Source organism: Methanobacteriaceae archaeon (genome assembly GCA_030656015.1).
GTDB lineage: Archaea > Methanobacteriota > Methanobacteria > Methanobacteriales > Methanobacteriaceae > UBA349.
Window position 1 is genome coordinate 299,306 of record JAUSNX010000014.1, and the last position, 17,101, is coordinate 316,406.

At 35.1% G+C, this 17,101-nt stretch carries 14 protein-coding genes; 7 read left to right on the forward strand and 7 right to left on the reverse strand.

What is annotated here, in order from left to right; genetic code table 11:
* Window positions 1–16 precede the first annotated feature (16 nt).
* The 6 genes from Q7I96_11280 to Q7I96_11305 all read right to left on the reverse strand — a co-directional run bounded on the left by Q7I96_11280 (window position 17) and on the right by Q7I96_11305 (window position 6,702).
* Window positions 17–1,999, reverse strand: coding sequence for a CoB--CoM heterodisulfide reductase iron-sulfur subunit A family protein (locus Q7I96_11280; GenBank protein MDO9628184.1), 1,983 nt, complete (start codon window positions 1,997–1,999; stop codon window positions 17–19).
* A 194-nt stretch (window positions 2,000–2,193) separates the two neighbouring features.
* Window positions 2,194–2,469, reverse strand: a complete 276-nt coding sequence (locus Q7I96_11285) for an AEC family transporter (protein ID MDO9628185.1) — start codon at window positions 2,467–2,469, stop codon at window positions 2,194–2,196.
* Window positions 2,466–2,804 carry an AEC family transporter gene (locus Q7I96_11290; GenBank protein ID MDO9628186.1) on the reverse strand — a complete coding sequence of 113 codons (339 nt, stop codon included), beginning with the start codon at window positions 2,802–2,804 and terminating at the stop codon, window positions 2,466–2,468. The genes Q7I96_11285 and Q7I96_11290 overlap by 4 nt, the downstream gene beginning before the upstream one ends.
* Window positions 2,804–3,025, reverse strand: coding sequence for a hypothetical protein (locus tag Q7I96_11295; GenBank protein ID MDO9628187.1), 222 nt, complete (start codon window positions 3,023–3,025; stop codon window positions 2,804–2,806). Before Q7I96_11295 ends, Q7I96_11290 begins: the two co-directional genes overlap by 1 nt.
* A gap of 252 nt (window positions 3,026–3,277) precedes the next feature.
* Window positions 3,278–4,213, reverse strand: a complete 936-nt coding sequence (gene radA / locus Q7I96_11300; GenBank protein ID MDO9628188.1) for a DNA repair and recombination protein RadA — start codon at window positions 4,211–4,213, stop codon at window positions 3,278–3,280.
* Window positions 4,214–4,329: 116 nt separating this feature from the next.
* Window positions 4,330–6,702 (reverse strand): OB-fold nucleic acid binding domain-containing protein, encoded by a 2,373-nt coding sequence (locus Q7I96_11305; protein ID MDO9628189.1) that lies wholly within the window; start codon window positions 6,700–6,702, stop codon window positions 4,330–4,332.
* Window positions 6,703–7,424: 722 nt separating this feature from the next.
* On the opposite strand from Q7I96_11305, the gene hacA reads away from it, so the two are divergent.
* The 6 genes from hacA to Q7I96_11335 all read left to right on the forward strand — a co-directional run bounded on the left by hacA (window position 7,425) and on the right by Q7I96_11335 (window position 13,655).
* On the forward strand, window positions 7,425–8,687 hold the full coding sequence (gene hacA / locus Q7I96_11310) for a homoaconitase large subunit (GenBank protein ID MDO9628190.1): 1,263 nt from the start codon (window positions 7,425–7,427) through the stop codon (window positions 8,685–8,687).
* A gap of 111 nt (window positions 8,688–8,798) precedes the next feature.
* A complete protein-coding gene (locus Q7I96_11315; GenBank protein MDO9628191.1) occupies window positions 8,799–9,284 on the forward strand; it encodes a 3-isopropylmalate dehydratase small subunit in 486 nt (161 codons plus the stop codon).
* A 133-nt stretch (window positions 9,285–9,417) separates the two neighbouring features.
* On the forward strand, window positions 9,418–10,407 hold the full coding sequence (locus Q7I96_11320; protein ID MDO9628192.1) for an isocitrate/isopropylmalate family dehydrogenase: 990 nt from the start codon (window positions 9,418–9,420) through the stop codon (window positions 10,405–10,407).
* Between the two features lie 232 nt (window positions 10,408–10,639).
* Complete coding sequence (locus Q7I96_11325) at window positions 10,640–11,839, forward strand: cysteine desulfurase (GenBank protein ID MDO9628193.1); 1,200 nt, start codon at window positions 10,640–10,642, stop codon at window positions 11,837–11,839.
* 208 nt (window positions 11,840–12,047) lie between these two features.
* Complete coding sequence (ribH, locus tag Q7I96_11330; protein MDO9628194.1) at window positions 12,048–12,458, forward strand: 6,7-dimethyl-8-ribityllumazine synthase; 411 nt, start codon at window positions 12,048–12,050, stop codon at window positions 12,456–12,458.
* Between the two features lie 264 nt (window positions 12,459–12,722).
* Window positions 12,723–13,655 (forward strand): DUF1743 domain-containing protein, encoded by a 933-nt coding sequence (locus tag Q7I96_11335; GenBank protein ID MDO9628195.1) that lies wholly within the window; start codon window positions 12,723–12,725, stop codon window positions 13,653–13,655.
* Window positions 13,656–13,795: 140 nt separating this feature from the next.
* On the opposite strand, the gene Q7I96_11340 is transcribed toward Q7I96_11335, so the two are convergent.
* The gene (locus Q7I96_11340) at window positions 13,796–15,538 is read right to left on the reverse strand and encodes a glycosyltransferase (GenBank protein MDO9628196.1); all 1,743 of its coding nucleotides are present in this window, start codon (window positions 15,536–15,538) and stop codon (window positions 13,796–13,798) included.
* Between the two features lie 527 nt (window positions 15,539–16,065).
* On the opposite strand from Q7I96_11340, the gene purE reads away from it, so the two are divergent.
* Window positions 16,066–17,091, forward strand: a complete 1,026-nt coding sequence (gene purE / locus Q7I96_11345) for a 5-(carboxyamino)imidazole ribonucleotide mutase (GenBank protein MDO9628197.1) — start codon at window positions 16,066–16,068, stop codon at window positions 17,089–17,091.
* The last annotated feature ends 10 nt before the right edge of the window (window positions 17,092–17,101 follow it).

A 17,101-nucleotide genomic window follows, 5' to 3' on the forward strand; every position in this document is an offset into this window, starting at 1 on the left:
AGATTAAATCTCACACTTATTTTGATGGTTCATTAATAGCAGCTTCAATTTGAGCAAATATTTGCTCAGTCTTAAAGTGCTGTTGGTCCATTGCTCCAGATGGGCAGGCTGCTACACAGGTACCGCATCCTTTACATAGAGCTACATTTACACTTACTTGTTCTTCATCTGTTCGATCTATAGCACCGTATGGGCATAGTTCGACACAAACTTCACATCCACCACAAACATCAAGGTCCGTGGTAGCAATGATAGGCTCAATGGCCACTTTTCCTTTAACCATAGGGATAGCTGCTCGAGCAGCAGCACCAGATCCTTGAGCTACAGCATCAGGAATATCCTTAGGACCTTGGGCAACACCAGCAAGATATACACCATCAGTTAAGGTGTCAACTGGCCTTAGTTTTGGGTGAGCTTCCATGAGGAAACCGTCAGCAGACTTGGATAGACCTATGGTCTGTCTTAAATCTTCGGATCCTTCTGGAGGTACTAAACCTACACCTAAAACAACCATATCATAGTCGTATTCAGTTACTTTGCCGAGTAATGTGTCTTCTGCTCTAACCGTGAGAGTGAGATCTTGGTTTTCCAGTACTTCAGCAGGCCGTCCTCTGACGAACTTGATTCCGTATTTTTCTTGGGATCGTTTGTAGAACTCTTCGAATCCTTTACCGAATGCACGAATATCCATGTAGTAGAGAACTATTTCAGTGTCAGGCATTTTATCCTTAATTAACTGAGCGTTCTTCATGGCGTACATACAGCACACACGGGAACAGTAAGGTTTACCGATCTTCTCATCCCGGGAACCAACACAGTGGATAAATGCCACACGTTTTGGTTTTTCACCGTCGGAAGGTTTGATAACTTTTCCTTCAGTAGGTCCGGATGCATTGATCTGTCTTTCTAGTTCCATACCAGTAATCACGTTAGCGTGGCTACCGTAACCATATTCTAACTTTTCAGTTGGGTCGTATGGGTCGTAACCAGTTGCTACGATAATAGTACCAAGATCGAGTTCAATTTCTTCTGGTTCTTGATCGTGTTTAACGGCTCCCCGTTCACAGATCTGATCACAGAGTTTACATTCGATACAGTAGTCTTTATCTATGGTTGCACATAGTGGTACAGCTTGTGGGAATGGAATGTATGCTGCTTTAACCATACCGATACCTTCATCAAAGTAGTTAGGCATTTCGATAGGGCATACTTCTACACAAGAACCGCATCCAACACATAGTTCTTCGTCTATGAATCTTGGTTTTTTCTCTACTTTTACAGTGAAGTTACCGATGTAACCGTGTACTTCTTTAACTTCTGCATAAGTCATGAGTTCGATGTTTTCGTGCTTACCTACGTCCACCATTTTTGGAGCGAGGATACACATGGAACAATCGAGAGTTGGGAAGGTCTTATCCAGTTGACCCATTCTTCCACCAATGGTAGGTTGTTTTTCTACCATGTAGGTTTTGAATCCCATATCAGCTAAATCGAGTGCAGCTTGAATACCAGCTACTCCTCCACCAATAACCATAGCTTTGTTATTTACATCCACTATAGAAGCTTCTAGAGGTTCTAATAATCGAGCTTTTGCTACAGCCATTCGAACTAAATCTTTAGCTTTTTGAGTAGCAGCTTCTGGTTCACTTTGGTGTACCCAGGAGTCGTGCTCACGTAAGTTTGCAAACTCAAACAAGTACGGATTTAATCCAGCTTCTTCCACAGCTCTTCTGAATGTAGGTTCGTGGAGCCTTGGAGAACAAGCAGCCATAACTACTCGGTTTAATCCTAGTTCTTTAATGTCCCTTTGAATCTCTAATTGTCCTGGATCAGAACAATAATATTTATAGTCGTTAGCGAGAACTACATTAGGTAAGGTCTTAGCGTATTCTGCAACTGCTGGTATATCCACCACACCACCGATGTTTATACCACAGTGACATACGTAAACACCAACCTTTGGTTCTTCCTTAGTTTGGTCTTTTTTTTCTTCTACCATTAGATCACCTTGTACAAGTTGAATCTTATGTCTAATATTGAATAATTTAGGTGAATTTAGGTGTATCACTAACACATAAAAAGCTTTCTATCCATAATTTTGAGTAAAGTTTATATACTATAACATAAGAGGCGGCTTTATAAGCTTTTTTAATTTATTATGGTCCATTTAGGATTAATGAATGATTATTAAAGTTATAAAATACTTAATATCAAAGTTAAGCTGATTAAACTCAGAATTGTACTGAAGAATACACATGATGCGGTAAGTTTTATGTCCAAATCATAAGTAATAGCCAGTACCACACTGAGCATAGCCGAAGGCATAACTGCCTCTATGATAGTTACTGTCCGTTCTAAGCCGGTTAAACCAGAAATAGATACAATTAAAACGGTTAAAGCAGGTGAAATTAGCAGTCTTACTACACTTACAAATGCCGCGTCAGTTAAATGTTCTTTAATTCCTTTCAATCTATAGAAAGACCTAAAGATATCATTATAAGTGGTATAGCTGCTCCTGATAAAAAAGTAAGGACATCAGAAAGCACAAAACCAATAGGGAAATTGAAATAATTGACCATAAGCCCTAAAATTATGCCGTATAATGGTGGAAATAGCAGAGCCCTCATTAAAACATCTCTCTTACTTCCCCCAAAACTAGCTAAAAGGATTATTCCCAAGCCAATAAAAACCAAAATAGATCCTAAATCATAAAATATGGGCCTTACCAGACCATTAACTTTAAAAACACCAAGAGCTATGGGATATCCTAAAAACCCAGAATTTAACATTATAACCGGCAGCATTATACTCCAGCGGGTTTGGAGTATCCTTTCATTTTACCCCATAAATAGGCTATTAAGCCAGAAAATATGCCTATTAAAATACATATTAGTAGTATGTGCATTAAAGAAGGAATTAGAAATTTAGCATCACCATATTTTAATAATCCTGACCTTCGCATACCATATCCTAAAAATATCATTATAATTATGGCCAGAATTGTTTCTATTAATTTGAAATCCATTTTACTCACTTAATATAGAATAACATTAAAAGCAATTAATTTAATTTGCGAATTTCATCAATATTAATTCTTTTTTTGAAAATCTAATTTAATTAATGATTAATTCAACATGTAAATTAAATCAAAAAAACAAGAAAAATCAAAATTATGATACTAAAGCCTGAAAATACGTATTAAAAACAATAAAATCGGATTACAATTGATTTAAGGATATTAATTTAAATTCTTATAAAAAAAAATGAAATTGTAGAATTAATCCACAATACCTTCCGTAGTGATCTTAAAGACACTTTCACCTTCAGGTAAGTGAGGACTGTCCACCAAACGAGCAATTCTCTTACCAGCTAATCCTTTCTTCAACCATACTCGATAAGTAGCTGCGTGACCTAATACGTGACCACCAATAGCTTTAGTAGGGCTTCCAAAGAAAGCATCTGGCCTGGCTTGAACCTGATTAGTTACAAAAACTGCAGTGTTATAGGTGTTAGCAAGATTTTGCAGTGTGTGCAAATGCTGGTTCAGTTTCTGCTGTCTGGATGCTAGAGCTTCCCTTCCAACATATTCAGCCCGAAAGTGAGCAGTTAAGGAGTCCACTATAACCAGACGGATATTGGTTCCACTTTGAATTAATTCATTAACTTTTTCAGCCATTAATATCTGGTGACTGGAGTTAAATGCACGCGCAATGTGGATTTTTTGTAAAACTTCCTCCATATCCAGTTCAAAACCAGCTGCAATTTGCTCGATTCTTTCTGGACGAAAAGTATTTTCAGTATCTATAAAGACACATTCCGCATCTAAACCTCCCTGTTCTGGAGGTAATTGAATTGTAACAGCTAATTCATGCGAAATTTGACTTTTACCAGATCCGAATTCACCGAAAACTTCAGTGATGGCCTGAGTTTCTATTCCACCACCTATTAGCTCGTTTAATCCTTCACTTCCCGTGTTTATACGACCAATTTCTTTTCGCCTTTCCATTACGTCTAAAGCTGTTTCAAAATCAATTTGTTCTGATTTTCTGGCTGCTTCAATTACTTTCTCAGCAACACCTTCACCAATTTCTGCTTTAACAGATAATTCTTTAGCTGTAGCTGTTGCAAGTCGCATCATGTCCGCGAATCCAGCGTCTCGAAGTTTTTGGGCAGTTTTTTCGCCTACATTAGGCAAATCTTCTAATTCTACCATGTTTAATCTCCCTTAAATCTTAATTTATTGAATTTTTTGTTAGTTTATGAAATTTATGTTAATGAATTTATATTGAATTTAAAAATTAAGTTAAATCATAATTCTATGATTATAACTTATAATTCAAATTCGAGGATTTTTTTAGGATTTAAGCGTATTTCTTCATTATATTCATCAAATTTAGCATCACCAATAACCGTTATATGCAATCCATTTAAATCTTCTACTTTGTCTTCTAAAGCACCTTCATCTGCACTTTTGGCAATTATATCTGCAACTTCTGGAGTGGTCATGCCCAACAGCCTTTCAGCCTGTTTTCCAAAGAAGGTTACTCTAATTTCTCCAGTGTCATCAGCAATTCTTGCAGGAAGCATGAGCAGATATTTTGGCTCTTCCGCGGTTTCACCGCAGAAATCACAAACATACTCTTCTTCTACTGATTCTAAACGGTTATTACAATTAGGACACCTGTAAGATAATACTCGACCGCCAAAGGCATCTGTGATTTCTCCAGAAACTTTGATGTTTCTATCTTCCTCATCCAGATCCTCAATATTTCGGGACTGATAAATCATCTCTTCCAGTTCTTCAAATGTGGCCAGGCCCTCTAAGTCTTTATCTTTAGCTTTAACCATTTGGGTGTTTCTGCCAATACTCAATTCCAGATTGTCATTACGGAAAGTCACTCTAGGATTTTCTATACGCATAGCATCCCCAATGGTTATTGGAATTTCTGCTTTTTCATCCCACAGAGATGCCCTAATAGCACCAGTATCATCAGCAATTTCCATGGACCGGACAATTCCCGGGCTTCCATCACTTCGTTGGAACTCATTAGGATCATATAAATCAATAACCCGAGCAATTACCCTCACATTACGATCGTCTTCTTCCAGATCATCAACTTTTTTAGTTGTGTAAATCATTTCTTCCAATTCTTCCAATGAAGGCAATCCTTCTAAATCTTCAGGCAGAGGATTCATTACCCTAGCAGTTTTTCCCACGCTGAGATCCACACTATAAAGTCCTAACTTGGTTCGGGCATTTTCTATTCTGAGAGCTTCCCCTAATTTCAAGTTAGTATGGGCCTTTTCATCCCACAATGAAATTTTAACCGCGCCACTCTCGTCGGCCATATCTGCAGAACGTACTAATCCTGAAGTTCCGTCTTCTCTCTGGAATTCTCGAGCTTCACTAATAGATACCACACGACCTACAATATCTACTTCTTCCCCATCATCTTCCATTTCACTTATGGTTCCGATTTTAACGGGTTCTAAATGTTTTTTATATTCTTGAAGAACTTCCCGTAGATTTCCATCAGATTCTGGATTAATAACAATACTAGTATTCCAATTGGTATTCAAACGATATCCAGAAGGAGAGTATTCATCAAATTCGGCGTTTCCACCAGTAATTTTTACTATATCTCCTTTGTTAATTTCTAAGTTAGTATCATCATTCCAAAGAGTTACCCGGATGGATCCAGTATCGTCAATAATTTCTATTGATTTTACTGCTCCAGATTTACCATTTGATCGTTCAAATGTTATAGCATCCTGTACTTTAGTTACCAGACCCATAACCGTGACATCTTTTACTTCATGGGCGTCTCCTATTTTTAAAACATTTTCTTCAGCTTCAGGAACTTCATAATCTCCCTTAATTATCCGCCCCACCCAGGGATGAGTTAGAGAAATTTCATCATTTCTCTTACGGCTTTGAGCACCCAATATTTTTATAGAATCTCCTTCCTGAAGGCCCAGTTCCTCGATTAAATCTGTGTCCTTGTTCCAAAGAGTATAACTAATCTTTCCAGTTTCATCCTGAAGTTCTAGGGAAGCTACCTTACCTTCTTTGCCATCCTTATCAAAGGTTCTTATGCCCGGAAGCCTTATTATTCTAGCAATTACATTTACTTCCTGATCTTCTTCAATAGAGCCTATAGCAGTAATTTTTTCACTGTAATCGGGTAAATTATCCTCAGATTCTATTTTTTCCAGAGTGGATCTAGGCTGAAGATGAATTTCTTTTCTTCCCTGGTAACCATCTCTTACTGCCACCTTATCAATCTCAATTACATCTCCTTCTTTTATGTTTTTAAGGAGTTTTATGTTTTCAGTCCAGAAAACAACCCTTACCTCTTCTGTTTCATCAGCCAAAATCACATTGGCCACTTTGCCGTTTTTTCCTTTACGACTGGTAAAAGGCTTTGGATTGGAAACTCTCATTACTCGACCTTTAATTTTTAATTTATCTGCCCCTTCCTCCATTTTTGAAATTTTATCCATACTATGTTCTTTTTTTTCGGATAATGGAGTATTTTTTTCACTAATGAACTGCCCTACAATCATGCGCGCAATATCAATATCATTCATAAAGCTTACATCTTCATAGTCCTTCTTCATTTCGTCCATTTTTTCCAGGAACTCTGTTTCAGATAATTTATCTTCAATTTTCTGATATTCCTGCATTATTTCCTCATTCATTTAGGTCCCTCTCTTATAATGATGTTCAATTTCTATCTTTATAATATATTAGTGAGAGCTTGTGAAAAGTAATGATTTCTATTGCACACAATCATATATTTCACTAGCTAGGTAACACCTTATTAAGGAATAGTATTACCAAATATATAAATATTATTATTTTTATTAATAATTTTTATAGATTTAAGAAATATTAATTAATTCAAGTTAATCGTAGATTTCATTTTAAATTTTTTATATGTATATCAATAGGATATCTAGATAGATATTATTATTGAATAATTGTATAGAAATATAATTAATTTTTTTTAATTAAAAATAACTAAAAAAAGGATATGATCCCCAATAAAATAAGGAAATAATTCTAAAATTAGCAAAATTTTTTAAGATTTATATACTATCAATATATAATAGATTAACAAACAGCTAGGCTGTTTAAAAATATTTTAAATCTTTTAATATGAAAACTGAAAACGCCCTATATCAAAATTTAAATTCTATTTCAATAGAATATGTCCATTACGGAATTTTAAGCAGGGTTTTACGTATTTTGCACTTGAAAAACTTTTTTATTATTTTGTAAATTAATAGCCATCCATATTATGGAACTATGGCCTGATTTTAATGTTTTTAACAATTTATATCTAATTTTTAAAAAAATCAACACTTGAAAATAGATTCAATAGAATATTAAATAAAATGAAAATAAGGAGGATTGTAAAATGTCCATGACCATGGCAGAAAAAATACTGGCCAAATCCGCCGGTAAAAAAGAATCAGAAGCTGGAGAAATTGTTATGGCCAACATTGACGTGGCCATGACACACGACCTCACTGGACCATTATCAGTAGAGTCTTTTGAAAAAATAGGAACCCCCAAGGTGTGGGATCCAGAAAAAATAGTTATAGTCTTCGATCATCAAGTCCCCGCAGATTCCCTAGATGCAGCCAATAATCACTTGGTAATGCGCCAGTTTGTAAAAGAGCAGAAAATAAAAAATTTTTACGATGTTCGGGAAGGAGTATGCCATCAAGTGCTACCTGAAAAAGGACATATAGTTCCGGGTGAAGTAGTTGTAGGAACTGATTCCCATACATGTACTCATGGAGCACTAGGAGCATTTTCTACAGGAATAGGGTCAACAGATATGGCTATGGTATTTTCCACTGGCCAGCTATGGTTTAAGGTTCCAGAAACCATTCGATTTGAAATAGAAGGAACTCTCGGAAATTATGTTTCTGCCAAAGATGTGGTATTAAACATCATCGGTCAAATTAGAGCTGATGGGGCCACTTACAAGGCCTGTGAATTTGCAGGAAATACTGTTAAAGAGATGAATGTATCGGATAGAATGGTTCTCTGTAACATGGCCATTGAAATGGGTGGAAAGACGGGATTAGTGGAACCTGATGAAAAAACCCTGCAATATGTCAATGCCCGATCTAATAAAAGCTACGAAGTTATGAAAACTGATTTAGATGCACCATCTCTAGAAACCATGCACATTGACGTGAATGAACTGGAACCACAAATTGCCTGTCCTCATCACGTAGATAATGTAAAACCCGTTAGTGATGTAAATGGAATTGAAATAGACCAAGTATTCTTGGGTTCCTGTACTAATGGCCGTATAAGTGATTTAAGGGATGCCGCCAAAATATTAAAAGGAAATCATGTGTCAGATAGCGTTCGAATGCTAGTAATACCTGCTTCCAGAGAAGTTTATACCAAAGCCTTAGATGAAGGACTTATGAATACCTTTGTAGATGCCGGTGCACTGGTGACCAATCCCTGCTGTGGTCCTTGTTTAGGAGGCCATGTAGGGCTTATAGGGCCTGGTGAAGTCAGTTTATCTACTTCTAACCGAAATTTCAGAGGTCGGCAGGGAAGTCCTGAAGGAGAAGTTTATTTATCTTCTGCGTCTGTGGCTGCAGCCTCTGCAATTACTGGAAAGATTACTGATCCTAGAAATATTAAATTTTAATTAATAAATTTTAATATAAAATCCTATTATTAATTCAGCTCAATTAAACTCTGATGCTATAAAAAGGCAAAGTAGGAATAATAAAACAAAAAAACAATAGCGGTGTTTATTATGGAAGGAAACGTATGGAAGTTCGGAGATGATATTGATACTGATATCATAATTCCTGGACGTTATTTAGTAGTTATAGATCCTAAAGAACTTGCAAAGCATGTTATGGAAGGTTTAGACCCTGATTTCCACAATAAAGTTAATGAAGGAGATTTTATATTAGGTGGAAAGAATTTTGGATGTGGTTCATCTCGTGAGCACGCCCCACTGGCCTTCAAAGGGGCCGGAGTTTCAGCAGTTATTGCTGAATCCTTTGCCAGAATTTTCTACAGAAACTCTATAAATGTAGGAATTCCACTTTTAGAAGCTCCAGGAATATCTAAACATTTAGAAACTGGAGACAAAATCGAAGTGGATATGGACAAAGGAGTTATTCGAAAAGTAGAAACTGGAGAAGAATATAAATTCCAAAAATTGCCTGAATTCATGCTAGAAATTCTTGATAAAGGTGGTTTAATCCCTTATGTTAAAGAACAAATGGAATAAACCATTTTTTCTTTAATTTAATAATTGAATTAAATTTATTAAAAAATTAATAATAAATTGATTATGATTGATTAAATTAGTAAATAATGCTAATTTAAGCTTTAAATAATAAAATTAAACACTTGGTGTTATTATGTACAAAATATCTGTTATTCCCGGAGACGGAATAGGAAAAGAAGTAATGGAAGCAGCCCTTCATATTTTAGAAGCTGTTGACCTTGATTTTGATTATGAATTTGCCGAAGCAGGTGATGAATACGAAGCCGTGAGTGGAATACCGCTGCCTCCAGAAACAATTGATATTGTAAAAGATTCTCAATCCTGTTTATTTGGAGCTGCAGGTGAATCCGCTGCAGACGTAATTGTTAAAATGAGGCAAGAATTAGATCTCTATGTCAATTTAAGGCCCGTGAAATCATATCCTGGAACAAAAAGTTTATTTGATAATTTAGACTTTGTAATTGTTCGGGAAAACACGGAAGGAATGTACATCGGCCTAGAAGAAGAAACTGAAGAAGGAGCTATTGCCAAGCGAGTTATAACCCGTAAGGCTTCTGAGAGAATTTCCAGATTTGGATTTGAATACGCGGTTAAAACCGGAAGGAAAAGGGTAACTGCTGTGCACAAGGCCAATGTCTTAAAAAAGACAGATGGTGTATTTAAAGACAGCTTTTACAAAGTTTCAGAAGAATTTCCACAATTAGAATCCAATGATTTCTATGTGGATGCTACTGCCATGTATTTCCTAACTAAGCCTGAAATGTTTGATGTTATAGTCACCACCAACCTATTTGGAGATATTTTATCTGATGAAGGTGCAGGACTGGTCGGAGGACTAGGATTAATACCTTCCGCCAATATTGGAGACAATCAGGGGTTATTTGAACCAGTACACGGCTCTGCTCCACGTCATGCTGGAAAAGGAACTGCTAATCCTGCAGCCATGATGTTATCTGCAGTTTTGATGCTTGATTATCTGGATGAAACTGAAGAAGCTCGTAAAATGGAAAATGCTATAGTTGAAACCTTGGCAGAAGGAAAAGTAGTCACCCAAGATCTAGGTGGTAACTCATCTACCATGGCCATGGCCGCTGAAGTTAAAACCAAATTAGAAAACTTATAAAATCATTTTATATCTGCTTTCTAATTTTTTTTCAAACCTAAATATAACAATAGTTAATTATTATAGTAGAATATAAAGAAAGGAAAAGAAAATAATAATGTGAAATTAATTAAAGAATAAATTGTATAAATATTAAATTAGTAGATTAAATGAATCTAGATTGATTCTATTTATATTATAAACTATAATTAATTGATAATTAGTTAATTCCCACAATATGGAGAAGTTTACAATGGAAACTAGTGAAGTAAGGGCCGATATTCCTCTTTTAGAAAAAGTCATTTACTTAGATGCCGCTAGCACAACCCCTACACCCAAACCAGTGGTAGAGGCCATGTGCGATTACTTTTATAATTACAATGCCAATACCGGGCGGGGAGCTTACTCTTTATCAATTAAAGCCACCCAAAAAATGAAAGATGCTAAACAGAAAGTTGCTAGTTTCATAAGTGCCTCTCCCAAAGAGATTGTTTTTACAAAAAACACCACGGAAGCTATAAATATTGTGGCCAATGGCCTAAGCTTTAAAAAAGGAGATTCAATTATTGTGCCCAATATAGAGCATCATTCTAATTTTCTACCCTGGATAAATCTTAGAAAAAAAGGAGTTAATTTAAAAATTGTCAAAGCAGATTCTAATGGAATAGTTAATCCTTCTTCCATTGAAAAAGCAATAGACGAAACTACTAGGATTATTACAGTCACCCATGTTTCCAATGCCATAGGTTCTGTGCAGGAAGTGCATGAAATTGGCAAAATTGCTAGAGAAAAAGATTTATTATATCTAGTAGATGCTGCCCAATCCATAGGCCATATGAACGTAGATATTAATGACATAAATGCAGATTTTGCAGCTTTTCCGGGGCATAAAGGTACTTTAGGTCCAGTTGGCACTGGTTTTCTCTACTGCAACCAGAAAAGAGTTTCTGAGTTAGAGCCCACTTCTTTGGGAGGTGGAACAGTGCTGGATGTTTCAGAAGATGATTTCGAATTAGAAACATTTCCAGCTAAATTTGAAGGAGGAACATCAAATATTGCAGGTTTTATAGGTTTAGGAGCTTCTATTGACTATATTAATAGAATAGGGATGGGAAAAATAGAAAAACATAGTATAAATCTCACTCAAGAGCTTTATTCATCCTTAGCCAGTATAGAAAATGTAACTTGCTATGGAAATCCCCAAAATATTTATGGTATTGTATCCTTTAACATTAATAATATGCATCCCCATGACGTGGCTAAAATTCTGGATGAAATAGGAGGAATATGTGTAAGAAGTGGTTATCACTGCGCAATTCCTGCTATAAAACACATTGGCGCCTATGAACAGGGGGGAACTGTACGTGCGTCTGTACATTATTATAATACCTCAGAAGAAATCCAGAAACTAGCTAAAACCGTGGGAGAGATTGCAAAAACATTTGGAGCGTAAAAAATGGAAAGACCTCAGGCAATAGCTCTTTTTATAATATTTATCATGGTATTCAGTACTGTAGCTTATGCACTACTTTGGATTTAATTCCTGATTAAGTCTATGAATATTAGAAAAAGAATTTTTAGCAAAAAATAAAATATATTTAAATATCTTTAAAATATCAGTTTAAAAAAAATAAATATTCGCTAATTTGGAGGTAGATTAAATGGTTAATGTAAGAATTGGGGCTGTAGTAGCAGAATTTAATTATGATATAACTCACATGATGCTTGAACTTGCTAAAGAACATGCGAAGTTTTTAGATTCAGAAATAACTGAAGTAATTACAGTTCCGGGAGTTTTTGATATGCCTCTGGTCATAAAAAAACTTTTAAAGCAAGAAAATATTGATGCAGTAATCACCTTAGGCGCAGTGATTGAGGGATCAACCGATCACGACCAAATCGTAGTACAACATGCTTCCCGGAAGATTGCAGATTTAGCCTTGGAATATGACAAACCAGTTTCATTAGGAATTTCTGGCCCAGGTATGACACGTATAGAGGCCCATCAACGAGTTGAATACGGTAAAAGAGCTGTTGAAGCTGTTGTTAAGATGTGTGACCGTTTAAAATAATTTGATTCAAATCAAATTATATATTTTTATTATATAAATGAGATTATACATTAAACTTTAATTTCCTATTTAACATGGTTCTGATTATTTTTAGGAAATAATAGGAATTAATTAGGATTTTTAATTTTTAATCATTAATTTATTAAACTCAATTATATGAATATAAAATTTTTAAATAAGAATAATTAATAAAAGTTGATTATGGCAAATTATTGTCCAATTATTAACTTTTAAAATATCTTAAAGAATTTTAGAGGCATTTTAATGGAAATTTTGACTCCTCAAGATCTAAAAGAAAAATTCAACGACCCCTGGATAGCTCCTTATCAAAAAGTTCTCACCATGGTTGATCAAGAGCAGGTAGAAATCGTAGAATATCATCCCTGTGTATCTGGTTCGCACTGGATAGTTCACCAATATCAAAGAACCAGTGAATTAATCCTAAAATCTTATCGAGACGGAAATAAACACGTTTTTATTACTAAGATAGGGAAAACACCTCTGGAATTAAAGGCCAGCATAAATGCTGCAGGAATAGAAGAAGTAGCCGTAGAAGGAAATGAAGTCCGTGTGGTCCATGCGGGACTAGCTGGTGCAGGAGTAGGGGCTGCTATGTGTCGGGGGATGGCCGAGGGAGTAAAAAGAGTTGAATTATATGATGTAGGTGGCGGGTCAAAAATGGGAAAAGCTGCAGTTATAACCCCTAAACTTGAAAAAATAGTCTTAGGTGTGGATGACACAGATACTAAAGATGAAGGTGCTACTTGGACCATGGCCCATAATATGGCTATGGATTTAGCCAAACAAGGCTTTCAATATTTAGATCATGTTATTGTACAATTATATCCTCACAATCCCCATAAAACTCAAAATTGCGTTTCTATTGCACTCACCTTTGCTGTAAAACCTGGCGAAAAAGATAAGTTGGTTAAAAAAGCTCAGGAAATTTTAAAAGAAAAAACATTGTCCGAAAAAACATCTATTGCTGTTTTAGAAGGTATATCAATTCCTAAGGCTCTAAGAGAATATGCTGAAAGAACTAAAAAATCTATGATAACTGTTGAAGAAGCGGAATCCGTTGCCAAAGAGGTAGGGGTGGAATTAATTGAAGTTACAGGTTCACATGGAAAAATAGGTGCACTTGCGGCATTAGGATTATATGATGATGTGGATGAAGCCGTGAAAGTCTATTATTAATAATTAATGATACTATTTATTATCATTAATTTTTTTAATATTTTTATTTTTATTTTCAAATTGAAATTAAATTAATTTAAAATATCAATGATAAAAAGAGCCATCATAATAAAATTCGAAAAAAAAGAAAATTTTAATTTTTAGTTAAGGGTTCCATTTATATTAAAATTTAAAAATTTACCCACTGATGCAGTTGCAAATTTTACATCAGTGGTTGCATAGTCTCCGATTTCAATTTTAATCTCATGAGTTCCCCACTGAACAAAATATTCATTCAAACTACGTTTATCGGTGAATTGAATAGTTTTTACCTTTAAATCATTGATATAAATATTATAAGATCCATTGTCCATTAAACCAGATGTAGTGGCCAATTTTTCATTATCCACATAAATATCAACCTTTCTACCAACTGCTTCATTATTTTGAATTATTATTCCTTCTTGGAGAGTAATGTTATTGGCAGTTGATTCCTCAGTAGAAACATTTTTTTGAGCATAAATATTATTAAAAACTTTACGCAGATTTCCATCCTGTATGGAATCTCCTACATCAATATACAAGCTCTGGCGGGCTTGCAAGGGTATTCTAATTATATTATCTTCCCCTGGCCGAGGCTGGTTCAAAACATATCCCTGTCCAGCAATATAAAGTTTATCCCCATAATTAAGACCTAAAGTAGCTATAGCTTCTCTAGACATCCTTATACTAATATTTTCATTTTCCAAAGCACTATCTACAGTATAAGGGCCACGAACATCAAATGTTCTATTGTCAGAAGAATTCTTCCATATAATTAGATTTCCAGAATTTGGTTCTATAGAAATTTTACCGTCATCAACATGCACTGCCCCTAAAAGTGTAGAAAGCATGGCAATCAAAATGATTCCTGACACCAGTATAGGGAAATGCATATATGTAAAAGATTTTAGTGACTGAGTTCTTCCTTCATGCCGCATCAGCATGTGGATAGACCTTTTAATCAGTTTAAAAATGTAATATATCGCCAATACCATGCCCACTAGAGATATTATTATCCAGATAGTAGCTGGAATTACTCTAATGAAAAATACTCCAAAAACACCTAAAGATGATAAAGAAAGCCCTAATATGCCCATGCGAATGTATTTCCCCATGGAATCCATCATGGTCACCCGACCATATTCCATAGCCCGATCCACAATAGTTCGCACCACTTCATTGGCCACTACATTCAGGTCTGCTAGATTAGACATCTGGTGCTTAATATCTCCTATGTCTACTTCCTTAATGCGAAGACCCTGAACATCTGCATCCAGTACAATACCCACATCAACCCCATAGTCCTCTTCAAATCTTATTTTATTCAGGGCCGTTCTTTTAGCCGCGAATTGTCCACTGAGGGGCTGATCAAACTTTACTTCTGGAAAAAAGAAGTTCAAAAGAGGTTTGGCAGTTAATTCCGTTACCCTTCCACCTTCTCTTTTAAATTTAGTTTTGGTGATATCTGCTTTTCCATCTAAAATAGGTTTGATCATATTATCAACCTGATTAATGGTTAGATTTTCTAAATCTGCATCTATAAACGCGACAATATCACCATTTGAATGTTTAAAACCCGTTTTAAGAGCTGCACCCTTACCTTGGTTGGTAGTATGTCTTATTATACTGGCCCCTGCTATTTTTGCCTTTTCATAAGTATTATCAAAGGACCCATCATCTACAACCAATACTTCCTGAACATATTTACAGGAAAGAGCAGTTTTCACAACATGCGCCACATTTTCTTCTTCATTATATGCAGGTATTACCACAGAAACTCGCAAGTGGGACCCATTACCATTATTCTTTATGGCAGCTAATAGGAAAACGATGATTAGAATCAAGCAGGACAAATTTTGCACCTCATCTCTACAATCAAGGCATGTATTTTTTAACACGATTTTTGATAGTAGTTTTAATTAGTAATTTTAATATATTTATTGATGAATTTATTAGAATTTTTATTATTTTATATTTATTCCTTTTAAGTACTATAAAATATTTTTAAATGATATTAAATAGATTTTATTGAATTAAATTTACTAGAATTCTTAAAACAGTATATTGAAAATATATAATAGATTTATTATAATTCTTTTAATAGAGAAGCCTTAAATTATTTAATATACCCACTTTTTATTTAATATATCAATTGATTTTTATAATGATTTAATAAGAATTTAATTATTAAATTGTTATTCGACTTACTTAAATAATTTGTTACACTATAATATATTATAGTTTACTAATCAGCAAATAGCTAGTATTAGCTACTATAATTCAAAAAATTTGACTAATTCCTTCATTAAGTCTATAAAAATTTATAAATTGCATAGCTAAATTTCAAATCTAATAAATTAATCTAAAAATCAAAAACAGGTGAAACAAATTGAAACCTAAAGTTATGATATTACTAGGAAGCGCATCTGATTTTAAAATAGCAGAAAAAGCTCTGGATATTTTAGAGCAGTTAGAGATTCCTTATGACATTAGAATAGCCTCTGCTCACCGTACCCATGAAAAAGTGAAACAAATTGTACTGGAATCAACTCTTAGAGGTGTTGAAGTATTTATTGGAATTGCAGGACTATCGGCCCACCTTCCAGGGATGATTGCCGCTAATACTCATCGTCCAGTGGTGGGAGTTCCAGTTGATGTTAAAATAGGTGGTTTAGATGCCCTTTTTGCCTCATCACAAATGCCATTTCCAGCGCCAGTAGCTACTGTAGGAATTGATAGGGGAGATAATGGGGCTCTTTTAGCAGCCCAAATTATTGGAATTCATGACAAAGATGTTAGAAAGAGAGTTTCTGGCCTTAGACATGGTTTCTATGAGAAAGTTCAAAGGGATGAGTACCAGTTATTAAATAACATTGAAGGAAACTATTACACCCCAGTCAATATTGAAATGCCAGATATTGATAAAGGTTTGTTTCCAGTTTCATCGCCAGAAAATTCTGATTCAGAGACTCCTATGGTTGCAGTGATCCCCGGGAGCTATTCCGACATGAAAATTGCTAAGAAAACTACTATGTTTTTGGAGAGAATGGGAATATCCTACGATATGAACGTCATCTCCCCAGTAAGATATCCTGGTCGATTTGAAGAGTATATGGAAAGAATGGCTGACGTTAAACTATTTATAGCTATAAGTGGACTTTCTGCACATGTTACTGGGGCAGTAGTGGCCTTAAGCGAAAAACCAGTTATTGGCGTTCCTTGTCCTATGAGGATGGGTGGACTAGATGCATTGTTATCTATGGTAAATATGCCACCAGGTGTTCCCGTGGGTACGGTAGGTGTGGCAAATGGAGGTAATGCTGCAGTTTTAGCTGCTGAGATGCTAGGAATAGGGGATCAGAAACTTGAAAATAGAGTTAAACGCTTAAAAAGTAAGTCATCTGACTTTGGATGATTAATTACTT